Genomic DNA, 16,458 nt, shown 5'->3' on the forward strand with positions numbered 1-16,458 from the left:
AGTCGTTTCGATGACACCGACGACTATGTGTTTTTTGTGTTATTTTCTGCTACTGTGACTGCGGCGCAGTCTTTAGTAGGCCAGCAAACGACCCGTAGGCGACAGCCAAATCGTGAGCGCTATCAATGCAGCGGTCCACGTTCCAACAATGGCAGACGCGCTCGACGACGACATCTATCAGCGAACGAAAGCACTGCTCGAGCCGGGCGAGATCAAACTCAACGGTGCAGTCGTCCACACGGAGTACGACGGGGGCGATGACGTCAAGATGATGCAGGCGACAATCGACGTCGGCGACGTCATTGCGGCCCACTCGGGGCACGATCCGAACGACTGTTATGTCTACTCGGGGAACGACGATCCGGACTTCTCTTCGAACCAGCACCAGGGGCTTACACTCGACGACGAGGAGTTCGTCTGGGAGTGCCAGCAACTGTTGCGCGACGGAAGCTTCGATATCGTCATCTACTATCGGGCCAGCGCCGATCACGGGGCGATTCTCGACGAGATCCAAGAGCTTGGGTTCGACGTGACGGGCGTCGAAGGTGAGTGAGACGGGTTCCTCTCCGTCGTCGACGGTACGACCGCAGGCAGTTGGCCGTACCGACCCAACCGTAACAGGCGACCGCCCGAGTGTGTCGGTCGACGCCGATCGCCACCGAACCGACGTTCGCGTCGTTCCAGTACAACTATGATCCAGACCACGTCCGACCCCGCGAACTCGAACGCGCCCGCCGCCGACAGCGGCCCGACTATCGGTCCGACGGTCCTGTGTTTTCTCTTCTCGAGTCGGTCCCGGGCCACACAGTGTCTTCCAAAGACCGATAAACCCGCAACGCCCCGGTCAGACTGCCGATCGACGGTGAGACCACGGGGTAGACCGGCCCGGCGACGATCACTCGCGACCGGTCCCGGTCCGTCGGAATATTGGATAGCTTTACGTAGACGAGATTCCAACCTCCGACAAGTGATCGAGGACGTGCTCGGCGAACTCGACACCCGGAGCGGTGATCGCCCGTGACCAACGCCGGCGTCGTCACTGCCGCACGAGTAACTCACGATAGCGGTAGTGTCGACGACATCGCTGCCGCCAGTCCGGAGAGTCAACGGACTGCGGTCACGACGCTTTGCTCGCTCCCCGAGATCGAAGAGGGATACGTCCTCTCGACGTGCAACCGCGTCGAAGCTTATGCCGTCGCAAACGACAGTGCAGTCGGCCAGGCAGCCCTCGAAGAGTTCTTCGCCGGCGTCGACGACGATGCCGTCGTCCAGACCGGCCACCGGGCGAGCCTGCGTCACCTTCTGCGAGTCGCGACGGGCCTCGAGTCGGTCGTTCTCGGCGAAGACCAGATCATCGGACAGGTCCGCGACGCCTACGAAGACGCCCGCAGTGCCGGCGGTATCGGCCCGATGCTCGAGGCCGCCGTTACGAAAGCAATCCACGTCGGCGAGCGTGCTCGGACCGAGACCGAAATCAACGAGGGCGTCGTCTCCCTTGGCTCGGCTGCGACGAAACTCGCTTCGAGAGAACTCTCCCTCGCGGGAACGACATCGTTGGTCGTCGGTGCTGGCGAGATGGGACAACTCGCTGCCCGGAGCCTCGCCGACGCCGCCGTCGACGAACTACTGCTCTCGAACCGAACCGTCTCGCGTGCCAGACATCTCGCCGCCGAACTCGAGACCGACGCCGGCGAGGACGTCGAGACTCGCGCACTCCCGCTTGAATCGCTCTCGATGGTTGCCAGCAGCGCGGACGTCGTCGTCACTGCGACCGGCAGCGACGACCCCGTCCTCGGACCCGGGCATCTCGAAGACGGCGACGCCAAGCAGGTCGTCGTCGATCTCGGCCAGCCCCGCGACGTCGCACCGGCCGCCAACTCGCTCCCGAACGTCACCGTCTACGATCTCGACGATCTCGAGTCAGTTACCAAGGAGACTCGACGGCAGCGTGCCGAGGCTGCCCGCGAGGTCGAGGTGATGGTCGACGAGGAACTCGAACTGCTCCAGGAGCAGTACAAGCGCGCTCGCGCCGACGAGGTTATCGCTGCGATGTACGAATCGGCGAACCAGATCAAGGATCGGGAACTCGAGAAAGCGTTTTCTCGACTCGAAGACGACGGACTTTCTGACGACCAGCGCGAGGTCGTCGAATCCATGGCCGATACCGTGGTGAATCAACTGCTCGCACCACCGACACGGTGTCTACGCGAAGCGGCCGCCGAAGACGACTGGGAGACGATCAACACGGCCCTGCAGCTGTTCGACCCCCACTTCGGTGACGAGATCGAGCCGTTGCCGTTCGACGGAACCCCCGCCGGAGACGTTTCACTCGAGGCCGACGGCGACTGAGCCGCTGTCATTACGTCTCTGGGCGATCTGGATCGTCCCGCAGTCTGTCGAAAACAGCCGACAGCAGTCCGTTCGAGACGGTGGTTTCGTCTCTCACACGATGTCTTCAGTACAACCCGACTGTCGTGTGCACAACCGTTATTTGAGTGGGTTCCGTTCCCGTGGATATGGCTGACTTGCTTTCCGACGACGAAATCGAGGAGCGCATTCCCGAGGAGTGGCACCGCGAGGACGACGAAATCGCCAGAACCTACGAGTTCGACGACTACCTCCACGGCGTCAACTTCGCCCAGATGGTCGGTGAGATCGCCGAAGCCCAGTTCCATCATCCCGAAATCGTCGTTCGCTACAAAGAGGTCGAGGTTCGCCTGACGTCTCACGAAGAGGGCGGGATCACCGATCAGGACGTCGAGATGGCCGAACTGATCGACTCCGAACGAGAGAGTGGGGCCTGAACAGCCACGCGATTATGCAAGCCCACTACGCGTTCCGGGTGACGATCCGTCTCGAGAGTACGACGCCGTCGGTGTCGATCGATCCGGCAACGGCCGAGACGACTGTCACCGTCTACCGACAGGCTCCAGAACCGGAGACGAAAGGGTGGCTGTTCTTCCGGAACGCCCTCTGGCGCGGCGAGGTAGCGGACCACGAACACGCACGCGGGCTCGCCGAGGAGTGGCTCGGTGACGGCTTCGAGGTCGAGTCAGTCGCGTTCAGCGAACTCCGGACCGACGAGGCCTACCTCGAGGCGTTCGAGGACGCAATCGCGGCGGATCTCGGTGCGTTCAAGGCGTCGACCGTCTCGGAAGTACGCTCGAAGTATCTGGGCTCGAGTATCAGAGTCGTCGACGGTTGAGACGGACGTGTGTAATTGTAACTGAAACTATAACTGGAACTGTGTCCCAACGACCCCGACTCGTCTCGAGGTCGCTCCGTCACTGCCGCCCGACACTCCGTGGTGTTCGTCGCTCGCCCAGAGAACCAGAACGCATATAGTTCAGACCGCCTTACAGTTCGGCTCAATGGTCTCCGAGTACGATTTCTGGCTGCTCGATCTCGACGGAACTCTCGTCGACGTCGAGTGGTCGTACACTCGCGGCGTGTTCGACAGGGTAGGTGACCGGCTTGGACACGAGTTCAGTGATCGCGAGGCCGAGATCATCTGGAACGGGCTCACCGGCTCTCGTGACTACCAGCTCAGAGAGTGGGGGATCGATCCCGGCGCATTCTGGGACGCGTTCCACGCCGAGGAAGACCCTCTCGTTCGCGCCGAGCAGACTTACCTCCACGATGACGCTGCGTTCGTCGCCGACCTGGACGAACCGGTTGGTCTGGTCACACACTGCCAGGAGTTCCTCTGTGAGCCCGTGTTGGACGAACTCGACATCCACGACTGGTTCGACGCGAAACTGTGCTGTACCGAACAGACGGGGTGGAAGCCAGACCCCGCGCCGGTCGAATACGTGATGAACGAACTCGGTGTCGGCTACAACGGCCACCAGGGTGTCCTCGCGGGTGACGGGGCATGCGACGTCGGTGCAGCCTGGAACGCCGGCATCGACGCGATTCACGTCGAACGAATCGGTCACGAACGACGCGGCCGGTGTGTGCTCGGTGACTACCGCGTCCAGTCGTTCGACGAACTCGAGTTTCCCCAGTGACGCCGTCCGGACAGTCACTGCAAGTCAGTGCGTACCCGATCGCACGACGGTGGCCGTGTCGGCGTGGTTCGGAACGCCGTCGGTGCGAACCGCGACCGGTTCGATCGGTGCGCGAACCGTTTCAGACGGTTTGCTGTCAGTCAGTGCCGGCGCGACCGCGAGCCCGCCTGCGGTCGCGCCGGGACGTCGGGACAGCAGTCCGTATCAGTTGTTACTGTGAGTCCGGTTCGCCGGCTCGAGTTCGTCGTTGACCAGCGTCTCGTAGGCCCGCCGGAACCGTTCGGACAGTGCCTGATGGGAGATTCCCAGTTCCTCTGCCAGTTCCTCCATCGAGATCCGGCGAGGAATCTCGAAGTACCCGTACTCGAGGGCTGCCTCGAGCGCTTCCCGCTGTTCGGGAGTTAGACGTGTGTCGATTTCCGTTCGGTCGTGGACGTCGGTCACTCGTCGAAGATCCGCGTCGATCCCCTGGTCGGCGAGTCGGTCGTAGCCGGTACAGAGTGCGTCCCGGTCGGGGAACCGGGTCTTGATTTGCCACCAGCCGTTTGCTCCCCAGGCCTCGAGCAACGAGCCGCCGTCGACGAGCAATCCTTCGTAGAGTCGGTGGATTCCCTCGCCGTCGGCGAACCGGACGTCGAATAGCAGTCGCTCGTCGGTCTCGACCAGCAACTCGGTGGCGACCACGACAGGATCGGTCTCGAACGCGCTTTCGATCCGCTTGCGGTCGGCGTCTGCCACCCACAGTGATGGCCGACTCTTCGAGACGGACGACTCGAGTTCGAACGTCGCGTCCGGAACGTGTTCGAACGTCGTCTCGAGTGTCGTATCAGCCGCCGAAAGCCGGAGTTCCGCGATCGTCGACATTACGACTCGTACATTGGCCGTCCCTAAAAACCGCTTTTCAGGCTGGTTTGACCGTCTGTATCGCTGAAACGAGGGCTACTGGTCGCGCTGTGAGACGGCGTCCGTTTCGAGCAGCGCCTCGAGTTCCGTCACGCTCGATTTCGCCGTCCGATCGGGGTTTGCGAGTACGCGCACCGGTTCCTCGCCGACTGGGACGAACTCGAGGTTGAGACGGTCGGCCGTTTCGGCCAGTCCGAGTGCAGCGTCGGCATCGCCTGCGGCGACCTTTCTGGCAGGGCTCTCGTGAGCACGCAGCGCGAGGTCGAAGCCGTCGATGGCCTCGACGATGTCGTGTCGGTCCGTGCCGCGGTCGTCTGCCAGGTCGGTGATGGCTTTGCCGAGGCTCGTCCGCAGCCCAGAGTCGGTCGTTCGGTTGATGAAGCGGAGGTCCTGATCCACGAGAGCTGTGATCCCCTCGATCTCTGCTGGGTTGCCGGGACGGACGATCAGTCCCCACTCGCGGTTCCACCGGCCGAGTTCGACGGCGTTGGCGTCAGCCTCGTCTTCGTCCGCTGTGGCCACTGTGACGTTTCCGACTGTCGGTCCGGCGACGACGGCGACGTCGGGGACTCCCTCACGGAGGCGGCGCAGTCCCGGCCGCGACCCTGCTGACAGGTATCGCGGGTTCTCGAGTCGATCGAGCAGTCGGTTCAGCGTCGGGTCGTCCTCGCCGACGCCGAGCAGAGACGGTGGCCGAACGTCCGGCGAGAACAGGGTGGCCGTCACGGACTCGCCGGCCTCGAGGTAGTCCGTCTCGGGAGCGACTTCGACGACGCCGTCGGCTTCGGCGAGACTGGTCGTCGCACCGCTGCCCTTGTCGACGGGGTAGACGAGTGTCTCGCCGTCGGCGTCTTCGACCAGTCCGACGGGCATCAGTCGCAGGCGACCCTCGCCGTACCGCTCCTGGGTGGCCATCCGTCCCTCGACGGTTGCCGCGTCCGGTGCCGGCAGGCCTGCGGCCTGCCGGATCGCCGGCGCGACGAACGTTCGAAAGATCATCATCGCCGAGACGGGGTAGCCGGGCAGGCCGACGTACGCCGAACTGGAGAGCCGACCGACGAGCACCGGTTTCCCCGGTTTGACGGCGACGCCGTGAAGCAACAGTTCGCCTCGTTCCTCGATCACTCGATAGACAACGTCGACGGCGCTGGCACTGGTCGACCCCGACGAGAGGACGAGATCACACTCTTTGGCGGCCTGTCGGAGAATTCGCTCCATCTCGTCTTGCTCGTCGTCGGCGTGCGGATAGAGGACTGGCTCGCCGCCAGCGTCTTCGACCCCCGCGGCGATCGTGTAGCTGTTGACGTCGTAGATCTCGCCGCGGTCACTGTTTAGGTCCTCGCCTGGCCGGACGAGTTCGTCGCCGGTCGAGACGATGCCGACGGTCGGTCGTTTACGGACCGGCACCTCGTCGATGCCGAGTGCAGACAACAGGCCGATATCTCGAGGTGTCACTCGTGTTCCGGGCCCCAGCGCACGTTCGCCTGCAGCGACGTCAGCGCCAGCGAACATGACGTTGTCTCCCGGCGCGACGGAGGTTCGTACCAGCACCGCCGAGTCGTCCGTATCCGTCCGTTCGACGGGCACCATCGCGTCCGTGCCCGGCGGCATCACGGCACCGGTCGAGATCTCGACGGCTTCGCCCGCCTCGAGGTTCACGTCCGGTTCCGCTCCAGCGTGTACCTCGCCCACGATCTCCAGGCGAGCGGGGTCTGCCTCGTCGGCTCCGAACGTGTCCCGCGCCCGAAGCGCGTAGCCGTCGAGGCTCGCACGGTCGAACCCTGGCACGTCCAGTTCGGCGTCGAGACGTGCGGCCAGCACGCGGCCGCGGGCGTCCTCGAGCGATACTCGTTCGACGCCCCCCTCGAGCGACAGCGACGCGATCGCCTCGCGTGCTTCCTCGGGAGATGCGAGGTCGCGAAACTCCTTGCGTTCCATGTCGGCCCTTCGGCGTCGGGGGTAAAAACATCGGGCGGTTCAGACGGACCGCTGTCGGTCACTTCTGCCGTGATCGTCCAGGCCAGTCCAGTGGCCGCGCTCTTGTTCGTACAGGAACCGCTCAGACGATCAGTCCGACCCGGGCGTCGATCCAGCCGTCACTTACCACGTCGAGGTGGTACGTGCCACTGTTCTCGAGGGGCTCTCTGAGTTCTAGTTCGATTTCACCGCGCTCGGTCTGTTCGTAGAAGACGTCGGTGCCGTCCTCGTAATCGAGGTCGGCGTGGCCGAAGGTGCCGTGCTGGAGTTGCAGTTCGACGATCAGCTCGTTTCCTGCCTCGGCCTCGAACGTGTAGGTGTGGCTGCCCTCGACTCGTTCGTCGGCGATTTCGACGTCACCGACGGTATCGTCGAGACAGCCGGCAAGCACTCCGGCCACGACCGAACTGCCCGCCACTAACAGTCTTCGTCTCTCCATATCTGATGCTGACATTCTGAGTAAATAACGTCTCTGGCAGTGTCGACTGTTTCGGGCCCGGTCCCGGACGGACACGTCGTCGCAGCAGACGACGTGCGCTCCGGCATCGAGACAGTCTCTGCTAGCCGAAACAGTCCGGCCGCCAGTTCACCAATCGGCAGTCGACCGCGAGCCCACGACGTAACTGTCTTTGATTAATTACACCGGATATAGACTACGATATCTCTCAATAGTGCCCTATTCCAATTACAATGATATCCAAAGCTATTTCACTGTCGCGTTCGACGTGGTATCTATGGCGATACAACGTCGTCGGTTCGTCACCGCGGTCGGCAGTGGTGCTGTCGCCGGCCTCGCCGGCTGTACGGCGCTCGGCCGCGACGACGCCGGTGACGCTAACGGACCGGAGATTAGCGGCGAAACGCTAACGCTGACCACGACGACGAGCACCTACCACACGGGACTGCTCGACGAACTCAACGCTCCGTTTCAGGACCGGTACGGCGTCACCGTCGACACCGTCGCGCAGGGAACCGGGGCCGCCCTCGAGACCGCACGCAACGGCGACTCGGACGTCGTGATGGTCCACGCCCGGTCGCTCGAGGACGAGTTCATAGAAGGGGGGTACGGCGTCAACCGCCGCGATCTCATGTTCAACGACTTCGTGGTCGTCGGTGCGACGGACGATCCCGCGTCGATCGCCGGCAGCGGCGAGACGACCAGCGCGTTCGAGGGAATCGCCGAGTCGGGATCGACGTTCGTCTCCCGTGGCGACAACTCCGGAACGCATACGAAAGAACTCGAGGTCTGGGAAGCAACAGGAGTTGCAGACGAGTTCGGGGAGTGGTACACGGAAGCCGGCCAGGGAATGGGCGAAGTGCTGGTCCAGGCGGACCAACAGGGTGCGTACACGCTCGCCGATCGGGGCACGTACCTGTCGATGCAGAGCGAACTCGACCTCGAAATCCTCGTCGAGGGGCCGATCGAGGACGGACCGGAGATGCTGATGAATCCGTACGGTATCGTCGCCGTCAATCCCGCCGTTCACGACACCGTGAACTACGACCTCGCGATGGCCTACATCGGCTACGTCACGAGCCTCGAGGCTGAAAAGATCATCAGAAACTACACGTCCGAAGGCGAACAGTTATTCTTCCCGGAAGCCATCTCGGAAGAACCGAATTTCGAGCAGTACGTCCCCGAAGAATGGGAGCGTAACGAGTAGGTCGAGATAGCATGCTGCTCGAGCCGACACTTTGGCCCGCTCTCGTCGCCGAGTTCCCGTTCGAGTGGCACTACGTCCGCAGTATCATCTACGTCTCGCTGTACGTGAGCCTCGTCGCGGTCACGTTGAGTACGTTGTTCAGTCTCCCGGTCGCACTCCTGGTCGGATTCAAGGAGTTCCCCGGGAAGGGCCTGGTCACGTCGCTGATCAACACCGGGATGGGGTTTCCAAGCGTCGTCGTCGGCCTCGTCGTGCTGTTCGGAGTCTCGAACCAGGGGCCGCTCGGAGAACTGAATCTCGTGTTCACGCGAGAAGCGATGATCATGTCCCAGTTCGTGCTCGCGACGCCGGTCGTCACCGGCGTCAGCCTCGCGGCGGTAAGCAGCGTCGAACAGAACGTCCGCGACGCGGCGTTCGCGATGGGCGGCACCCGGGCAGACGTCGCGCTGGTGACGATCAAGGAGGCACGGTACGGCATCGCGACGGCAGTCCTCGCGGGCTTTGGCCGGGCGATCAGCGAGGTCGGCTCCGTCCTCATCGTCGGCGGCAACATCGTCGGCCCCGACGGACACTCGAAGACTCGGACCCTGACGACTGCGATCCAGCTCGAGGCACGCCAGGGTCAGTTCGAGACCGCGATGATACTCGGTGCGGTTCTGGTCGTCCTCGTGTTGGTCGTCAACGCCGTCGTGGTCAGACTCGGCAGCGGTAACGGGGGGCGATACTGATGACACTCGAGGCGACCGACGTCTGCTACGGCTACGACGACGAGGCGGTCCTCGAGGAGGTCTCCCTGTCGGTGAATCGTGGCGAAGTGCTCGCGATCATCGGGCCGTCGGGCGTCGGGAAATCGACTCTGTTACGGCTGCTCGCGCTGTTCGATTCTCCCGATCGCGGACGAGTGACGTACGACCGCAACGAGGTCTGGACGGCACCCGAACGGCAGCGCCTCGAGTACCGCCGAAAGATCGGCATGGTGTTTCAGGAGCCGAGCCTCTTCGACGCGAGCGTTCGTCGCAACGTCACGTACGGGCTGCGCGTCAGGCAATCGTGGCGCGACCGACTCCGCCACGAAGTCGCGAGTCTGGTCGGAACGCAAAACGGGACCGGTGACGCGATCGACGCTCTCGAGACTGTCGGCCTGCGTGAGAAAGCAACCCAGGATGCAGCTTCGCTCTCGGGCGGCGAGGCTCAACGGGTGGCGTTCGCCCGCGCGCTCGCGTACGATCCCGACATCCTCTTGCTCGACGAACCGACTTCGGACCTCGATCCACGGAACACGGCTGGAATCGAAGACGCTGTCTACCGGGCTCGAAACCGGGGCATCGGCGTCGCCATCGCGACCCACGACATGCACCAGGCCGAACGCATCGCCGACCGAGTGGCCGTCCTGCTTGGCAACGACGTGATCGAAGTCGGAGACACGGAGCGGGTGTTCGAGGACCCGGCAGACGAACGCACGCAAAAATTCATCGACGGAGAACTAATCTACTGATGTCCATCGAAAAAGGATACCGCACGACACTTTCGGTCGACGGCGTCACGATCGATCGCCGCGACGTCGAGATGCTCGAGGCGATCGACGAGTACGGATCGATGCACCGAGCAGCAGAGGAACTTGGCCGATCTTACGCACGCCTCCAGAACCGCGTCGTCGAGATCGAAGAGGCAGTCGGCTCGATCACCGAACGCCAGCGTGGCGGAAGCGGCGGCGGTGGAACGGAACTCACCGAAACTGCCCGCGAACTTCGTCGACAGTTCGAGCGCCACGACGCCGAACTCGGTGGCGTCGCGCAGGTCATCGAGTCCGTCTTCACCGGCACCGTCGGAGAGCGAACGGGAGAACTCGCGACCGTCGACACGCCGGCCGGCCAGATCGTGGCACTCGTTCCCAAGAATGCCACGTCCGTCCAGGTGAGCGTCCGTTCCGATGCGGTCGTGTTGACCGATCCCGGCGGGACACCCGACCCCGATCGGACCAGCCTCCGGAACAGCTTCACCGGCACCGTCACCCAGACCGTCCCCGGCGATGCAATCGTCAGGGTGACACTCGCCCTCGAGAACGACGGGGACACAGACCGCGAGCTACAGGCGCTGGTTACACGAGCGAGCGCGAACAGTCTGAAACTCGAGCCCGGCCGGGAGGTCGTCGCCTCGTTCAAAGCGACGGCAGCACGGGCGACTCGGATCGACGACGAGTCGTAGTTCTCGGACAGTATTCGGGGCGGCCGAGACGAACACGCTCCGCGAGTGGTGAGCTTTCGACTCGCAGTATAGTATCGTGGTCATCGATTCGTCCGGCGGGCTACCGGACGTCGTCACCGTCCGTCGAGAGGTGATCGACCTGCTGGTCGAGTTCGTCGATTAGTTCGTTCAACTGGACGGTCGTCTCGACGATCTCCTCGAGTTCGCTCGAGACGCGTTGCGATCGCTCCATGGCCGAGTCGGTCATGCTCGCGATCTCTTCGGTGCTTGCGGCCTGATCGTCGGTCGCCGTCGCGACCTCTTGGATACCCGTCGCGGTCTCGTCGATCGACTCTTCGATCTGTCTGAGATTGTCGACCGTCTCTTCGACGAGGGAGACGCCGGCCGAGATCGCCTCGTTTGCGTCTTGCAGGCCCTCTACGGTCTCCTGGGTGTCGTCCTGGATCTGCTCGATCATTCGCTCGACGTTGGTCGCCTCCGCTTTCGATTCTTCGGCGAGAGACTTGACTTCGTCCGCGACGACGGCGAACCCGTCGCCCTCTTCGCCCGCGTGGGCAGCCTCGATCGAGGCGTTGAGCGCGAGCAGGTTCGTCTGGTCGGCGAGCCCGTTGATCACGTCGATGATCTCGTCGATTCGCTGTACCCCCTCCCGGAGCTGTTCGACGTCGTCGGTGACGGCATCCGCCGACGATTCGACGTCGGCCATCCGATCGATCGCTTCGCCGGCAGTTCCCATCGTCTCGGACGCCAGACTCTTGGCTCGCTCGCTGGTTGCACTGACCTCCTCGGCGTTGGCGGCAATCTCTTCGACCGTCGCAGAGAGTCCGGAAACCTCGGTCGCGATTTCGTCCATCGAATCCGCCTGTTCGTCCGTCAAGTCGTTGATCTCGTCCGACCTGTCGGAGACGACCCTGGAACTCTCCTGGAGCTCCGCTACCGCGGACTCGACGTTCCGCGAGACCGCTTCGCGACGCTCGAGTTCGTCCTCGACCCGGTCCGTGTAGGAGTGAATGTACGTATCCATCGCGACCTGCTGGTCGAGGTTCAACACCTTGAGCACCGACGTGGTGCGTTCGACGACGTCGTCGATCGCGTCCGTCGCCGCCGACAGGGGGACGACGGGCTCGTCTTCGGACTCGGACGGCTCGGTGACGGAACCTTCGGTCGCTACGGGCACCGACGATCGGGACGCCTCCTCGAGTTGCTTTGTCGCGTCTTCGGCGATCACCTCGAGAATCCCCTCGTAGTAGATGGAGTACATGCCGAGGAAGAGCTTCGGGCCCAGATCGAGCATGTCGTGGAGTTTCCCGATGCGCGCTCGCCTGTCGAAGTACGACTGATCGTAGGTCCCGGAGCCGAGATCGGTGAGGTAGACCCGCTGACTCTGTTTGAGCGCGCCGACGGATTTGGTCGTCGAATCGAAGATATCGGCTGTCTTCGCGTGTGACTGCAAGTGATCGTAAAACTCTTCGACGAGGTCGTCGGTGATTTCGTCGAACAGTGGTGCCATCGACTCCAGTCTCGTCGCGTCCGCTGAGTCGAAGCCGGTGAAGTCTTTTCGCCACTCGATTTCGTCTCGATCGATCCCGATGTCGTCGGTCAGTTGGGTTCCGTCGACCTGCTGGCGATCGTCGTCGGTTATCTTGAGCCGCGGATTGGTGCCCATTCCGGGGCACTGTTTCGATACTTCTCTTATAGATTTTTTCGCCCATTATACATCGTAGGTATTACTGAGAGACGTTCGTAACGCGTATTTCCACGACGAATTCTCGTTTCCGGTCGCTCCGAAACCGAACGTGATCGTGGCTACTTGACTGCCCGAAACGAAAGTTACAGTCACGTCCAGCCGACCTGTAGTCGGACCGCTGTCGGTTGGTGAAAGGCTCCGAGTGCTCTCACACTCGTGAACGGCGAGGTGAACGCCAGCGTCGTGGCTCCGTTCTCAACCGGTGTGGCGACCGACGACGCAATCGCCGGCCTCAAACCGGTAATCGAGGTGTCCAAACGCCGCCTCGAGCAGCCTCTCGTGGCCGGGAACAGACTCGAGGACGCGTTTGCCGACGGACGGGTGAGACGGTTTGCTGTCAGTCAGCTCCGGCGCGACCGCACGCCCTCCTGCAGTCGCGCCGAGAAATCGGTACAGCACTCCGGATGAGACGATGGCCGATTTCAGGGGTTCACTTCCCAGTCCTGGACGGCGACTGGCTCGCCTTCGGGTATCCCCTCACGGTCGTCGTCGACAACCACCCAGCCATCCGCGAGTGCGACGCTCGAGAGCACGCCCGACCCACTGGCTCGAGTCGGAGTTGCGGCGTACTCGGGTTCGTCGTCGACGGCGTCTCGTTCGTCGAGTTGTACCCGTGCGAACGTCCGCGTTCCGGGTTCGCTGGGGATCTTTCGCTCGAGGACCGCCCTCGTAGTTGGGTGGGGGTCGGGCGTCGTTCCTGCGAGCCAGCGCAGCGTCGGTCGGAGGAACTGGACGGCGTTGACGATACAGGCGACGGGATACCCAGGCAGAGCGAGGACGGGTGTTTCCTCGACGATGCCGAGACAGACGGGGTGGCCGGGTTTCAGGCCGACGCCGTGGACGAGCACCTCACCGAGATCGTCGATTACCTCCGGCAGGAGGTCGCGCTCGCCGACCGAGGAACCACCGGTCGTGACGACGACGTCTTTCGTCAGATCGCGCTGGATCGCCACCCGGAGTGACTCGTGGTCGTCGGTGACGACGTCGCGGTACGTCGCGTCCCCACCCCAGCGTTCGACCAGCCGCGAGACGGTGAGGCCGTTGGTTTCGATCACCTCGCCAGGGCCGGGATCGCTATCGACGAGTTCCTCACCAGTTGGTACGACACCGACCGTAGGACGCTCTGTGACCTCGACCTGGGCGTATCCCACCGATCGGAGGAGACCTAGATCCGACGGGCGAAGGCGGTGGCCAGCGTCGTAGAGCTGTTGGCCTGCGTCGACGTCTTCGCCGGTCGGGGCGACGTTCTCGCCTTCGGCGACGGCGTCCTCGACCTCGAGTTCGCCAGTGGCCTCGAGTTCCGAGACTCGTTCGATCATCACGACGGCGTCTGCACCGTCGGGCAGCGCGCTTCCAGTGTGGACGCGTGCTGCCGTCCCCGGATCGACGGTCGTCCCGTCGTCTTCGGCACTGCCGACCGTCCGAAGGATCTCGGGTGAGCGTTCGCTCGCCCCGAAGGTGTCCTCGGCGCGAACGGCGTAGCCATCCATCGCGGCCCGCCGGTAGTGGGGGACGTTCCGGGCCGACTCGAGGGGGGCGGCGAGGACACGCCCGTCTGCTCGGTCGAGTTCGACGCGCTCGGTCCCGGTGGCTGGCAACTCGTCTTCTGCTTGCTCGATCGCCGCTCGGAGGACCTGCCGTGCCTCGTCGATCGGCGTCCGGACCTTGAAACCGGCCTCAGTCCGCTCGCTGTCAGTTCCTTTCATACTCTGAACCGGGTCGGCAGGGATCAAAAGCGTACGGGACCTCGGGAGTCGAGAACACGCGTTCTGGGAGTGGCCGCTACCGCGGCCTTTTTCGTATCGGCGTTCGAACCAGTAGCTATGTCCGCGCTCCGTGACGCGTTGCGGGATCTCTCCGACGACGTCTTCTTCGACTTACTCGAGAGCGACGAAGCCTACTTGCTCGTCGTAGACGTCCCGGGAGTCACCGCCGACTCGATCGATCTCACAATCGAGGACGGCACGCTCTACGTCGACGCCCAGCGGGAGAAAGAACTTCCCGCCGACTATCAGTACCTATCGGAGAACCGGTCGCTCTTTTTCGACGTCTCTCTCCCGGTCCCCGACGACGCAGTTGCAAGCAACGCGGAGACGACGGTCGACCGCGGCGTCCTCGAACTGACGCTTCCCAAGCAGGCACCGGACGGAAAGACGACGATCGAAGTCGTCGACAACGAGGAACGCGGCCCCGGGGACGGGGAGAGTACCGACGACGAACCGAGGTGACCGAGACTGCCCACTCTCCGTGCGTACAAACGGTTCGTTCTCGTCGCCTGGCAGTTTCTCCCGCTGTTGATCGCGTACGCCCGTGACCGTCGTCGATTCCTCCTGTTTGGCGGTCGAAGGCAGGTCGATCCCGAGACACATCGGTATCGCGCCAACGTCTTGCTCGAGTCACTTCTCGATCTCGGACCGACGTTCATCAAACTCGGTCAGTTGCTGTCGACCCGACCCGACGTCTTGCCCCCAGCGTACATCGACGTGCTCTCGTCGCTACAAGACGACGTTCCGCCGGCAGAGTGGGACGGCGCAAAGGAGGTGCTCGAGGACGAACTCGGGCCGGTCGACGACCGGTTCGTCTCCTTCGACACCGACCCGATAAGCGGTGCGAGCCTGGGACAGGTGTACCGCGCTCGGATCGACGACGACGGAACGCGCGAGGTCGCAGTCAAGATCCGGCGACCCGGCGTCGAAGAACTCGTTCGGGCCGATCTCCGCGTCATTCACTGGTCGCTGCCGATCCTGCTGTACTTCGTCGACGACGCCCGAGCGTTCTCGCTCGAGAACCTCGCCGACGAGTTCTCGAAGACGATCCGCGAGGAGATGGACTACGAACGCGAAGCCGAGATGCTTCAGGAGATCAAGTCGAATCTCGCCGTCGACGACCGCTGTGTCGTCCCCGACGTGATCGAGAGTCACTCGAGTCCTCGCGTTCTCACGATGGAGTACATCGGCGGAACGAAGATCAACGACGTCGAAGAGCTCGACCGCCGGGGGATCGATCGGGGCGAGATCGCAGAGAACCTCCAGCGGGTGTATATGCAGATGATCATCGACGACGGCGTCTTCCACGCAGATCCTCACCCCGGAAACCTGGCAGTGACAGACGACGGGCGAATCGTCTTCTACGACTTCGGTATGTCCGGACGGGTCGACGAGTACCTCCAGGAAAAGATAGTCGACTTCTATGCGGCCGTCGCGAACCAGGATATCGAGTCGATCCTCGACGTGCTGATCGAGATCGGGACGCTCTCGCCGGACGCCGACCGGGCGGTGATGACCGACGTGATAGAACTGGCAATCCAGGACGCCCGCGGCGAGGACATCGAGCAGTACCGCGTCCACCAGGTCATCGGCCGAGTCGAGGATTCGATCTACGAGTTCCCGCTTCGGTTGCCGAAGAACCTCGCGCTCGTCCTCCGTGTTGCAACGGTCGTCGAGGGCGTCTGCGTGACGCTGGATCAAGACTACGACTTCATCGCGACGGCGACCGACTACCTCATCGAACAGGGGTATCGGGAGGAGTCGATCCGCCGATATATACGCGAGTCTGGCGAGCAGATACTCCAGTCCGCCGACTCGCTGACCCGGATCGCCCCCAAAACCGAACGCGCCCTCGATCGACTCGAGCGAGATGACCTCTCCGTCCGAGTCGGCGTCGAAGATTCACAGAACGTCTTCGAGAACCTCGCGAAACGGCTCATCTACGGGATGTTGTTGACGATGTCGTTGTTCTCGATGGGCGTCCTGTACGCTCTCGAGGCTCCCGAAGCGTCGCTCGTCGCCGCAGCGTTTTCGGTGGTCGTCGGGATTCAGCTCTACCGGTCGTTCCGTCGGGTTCGCGCGATCCGGGCCCGACCGCAGTTCACGCGCCAGAGCCTCCGCCAGCGCCGCGGAGACGAGTGACAGCTAGCGCTCTTTTCGCTGGTCGGCCACCCGTGAGTTACGAG

General features: G+C 63.2%; 16 protein-coding genes. 11 read left to right on the top strand and 5 right to left on the bottom strand.

Translation table 11 applies throughout. From position 1 onward, the window contains the following. The first annotated feature begins 148 nt into the window (after positions 1-148). From NATGR_RS15510 to NATGR_RS15535, 5 genes are all read left to right on the top strand, one after another. Positions 149-553, top strand: coding sequence for a DUF5778 family protein (locus NATGR_RS15510; protein ID WP_005581029.1), 405 nt, complete (start codon positions 149-151; stop codon positions 551-553). 464 nt (positions 554-1,017) lie between these two features. Next, complete coding sequence (gene hemA, locus NATGR_RS15520; RefSeq protein WP_005581031.1) at positions 1,018-2,349, top strand: glutamyl-tRNA reductase; 1,332 nt, start codon at positions 1,018-1,020, stop codon at positions 2,347-2,349. Between the two features lie 167 nt (positions 2,350-2,516). Then, entirely contained in the window at positions 2,517-2,804 is a 288-nt protein-coding gene (locus tag NATGR_RS15525) for a 4a-hydroxytetrahydrobiopterin dehydratase (protein WP_005581032.1), read from the top strand. A gap of 14 nt (positions 2,805-2,818) precedes the next feature. Beyond that, entirely contained in the window at positions 2,819-3,205 is a 387-nt protein-coding gene (gene lwrS, locus NATGR_RS15530) for an LWR-salt protein (RefSeq protein WP_005581033.1), read from the top strand. A gap of 166 nt (positions 3,206-3,371) precedes the next feature. Next, a complete protein-coding gene (locus NATGR_RS15535; RefSeq protein WP_005581034.1) occupies positions 3,372-4,010 on the top strand; it encodes an HAD family hydrolase in 639 nt (212 codons plus the stop codon). A 204-nt stretch (positions 4,011-4,214) separates the two neighbouring features. Here the strand turns inward: NATGR_RS15535 and NATGR_RS15540 are convergent, their stop codons facing one another. From NATGR_RS15540 to NATGR_RS15550, 3 genes are all read right to left on the bottom strand, one after another. After that, a complete protein-coding gene (locus NATGR_RS15540) occupies positions 4,215-4,874 on the bottom strand; it encodes a helix-turn-helix domain-containing protein (RefSeq protein WP_015233785.1) in 660 nt (219 codons plus the stop codon). 75 nt (positions 4,875-4,949) lie between these two features. Then, complete coding sequence (locus NATGR_RS15545; protein ID WP_005581043.1) at positions 4,950-6,851, bottom strand: molybdopterin biosynthesis protein; 1,902 nt, start codon at positions 6,849-6,851, stop codon at positions 4,950-4,952. 121 nt (positions 6,852-6,972) lie between these two features. Beyond that, positions 6,973-7,329 carry a hypothetical protein gene (locus NATGR_RS15550; RefSeq protein ID WP_015233786.1) on the bottom strand — a complete coding sequence of 119 codons (357 nt, stop codon included), beginning with the start codon at positions 7,327-7,329 and terminating at the stop codon, positions 6,973-6,975. Positions 7,330-7,624: 295 nt separating this feature from the next. On the opposite strand from NATGR_RS15550, the gene NATGR_RS15555 reads away from it, so the two are divergent. From NATGR_RS15555 to NATGR_RS15570, 4 genes are read left to right on the top strand one after another with little or no spacing between them, the layout of a single operon-like run. After that, a complete protein-coding gene (locus NATGR_RS15555) occupies positions 7,625-8,554 on the top strand; it encodes a substrate-binding domain-containing protein (protein WP_005581045.1) in 930 nt (309 codons plus the stop codon). A gap of 11 nt (positions 8,555-8,565) precedes the next feature. Continuing rightward, positions 8,566-9,282, top strand: a complete 717-nt coding sequence (locus NATGR_RS15560) for an ABC transporter permease (RefSeq protein ID WP_005581046.1) — start codon at positions 8,566-8,568, stop codon at positions 9,280-9,282. Next, positions 9,282-10,049 (top strand): amino acid ABC transporter ATP-binding protein, encoded by a 768-nt coding sequence (locus NATGR_RS15565; protein WP_005581047.1) that lies wholly within the window; start codon positions 9,282-9,284, stop codon positions 10,047-10,049. The genes NATGR_RS15560 and NATGR_RS15565 overlap by 1 nt, the downstream gene beginning before the upstream one ends. Next, a complete protein-coding gene (locus tag NATGR_RS15570; protein WP_005581048.1) occupies positions 10,049-10,759 on the top strand; it encodes a TOBE domain-containing protein in 711 nt (236 codons plus the stop codon). Before NATGR_RS15565 ends, NATGR_RS15570 begins: the two co-directional genes overlap by 1 nt. 100 nt (positions 10,760-10,859) lie before the next feature. On the opposite strand, the gene NATGR_RS15575 is transcribed toward NATGR_RS15570, so the two are convergent. Further along, complete coding sequence (locus tag NATGR_RS15575; protein WP_005581049.1) at positions 10,860-12,425, bottom strand: methyl-accepting chemotaxis sensory transducer; 1,566 nt, start codon at positions 12,423-12,425, stop codon at positions 10,860-10,862. A 503-nt stretch (positions 12,426-12,928) separates the two neighbouring features. Next, positions 12,929-14,212 carry a molybdopterin molybdotransferase MoeA gene (locus tag NATGR_RS15585; protein WP_005581051.1) on the bottom strand — a complete coding sequence of 428 codons (1,284 nt, stop codon included), beginning with the start codon at positions 14,210-14,212 and terminating at the stop codon, positions 12,929-12,931. Between the two features lie 117 nt (positions 14,213-14,329). Between NATGR_RS15585 and NATGR_RS15590 the strand changes: the two genes are divergently transcribed. Together NATGR_RS15590 and NATGR_RS15595 are read left to right on the top strand one after the other, a co-directional pair. Next, positions 14,330-14,734, top strand: a complete 405-nt coding sequence (locus tag NATGR_RS15590; RefSeq protein WP_005581054.1) for an Hsp20/alpha crystallin family protein — start codon at positions 14,330-14,332, stop codon at positions 14,732-14,734. Positions 14,735-14,800: 66 nt separating this feature from the next. Further along, entirely contained in the window at positions 14,801-16,414 is a 1,614-nt protein-coding gene (locus tag NATGR_RS15595) for an ABC1 kinase family protein (protein WP_005581056.1), read from the top strand. Positions 16,415-16,458: the final 44 nt, after the last annotated feature.

The sequence above is a fragment of the Natronobacterium gregoryi SP2 genome, assembly GCF_000230715.2.
Lineage (GTDB): Archaea > Halobacteriota > Halobacteria > Halobacteriales > Natrialbaceae > Natronobacterium > Natronobacterium gregoryi.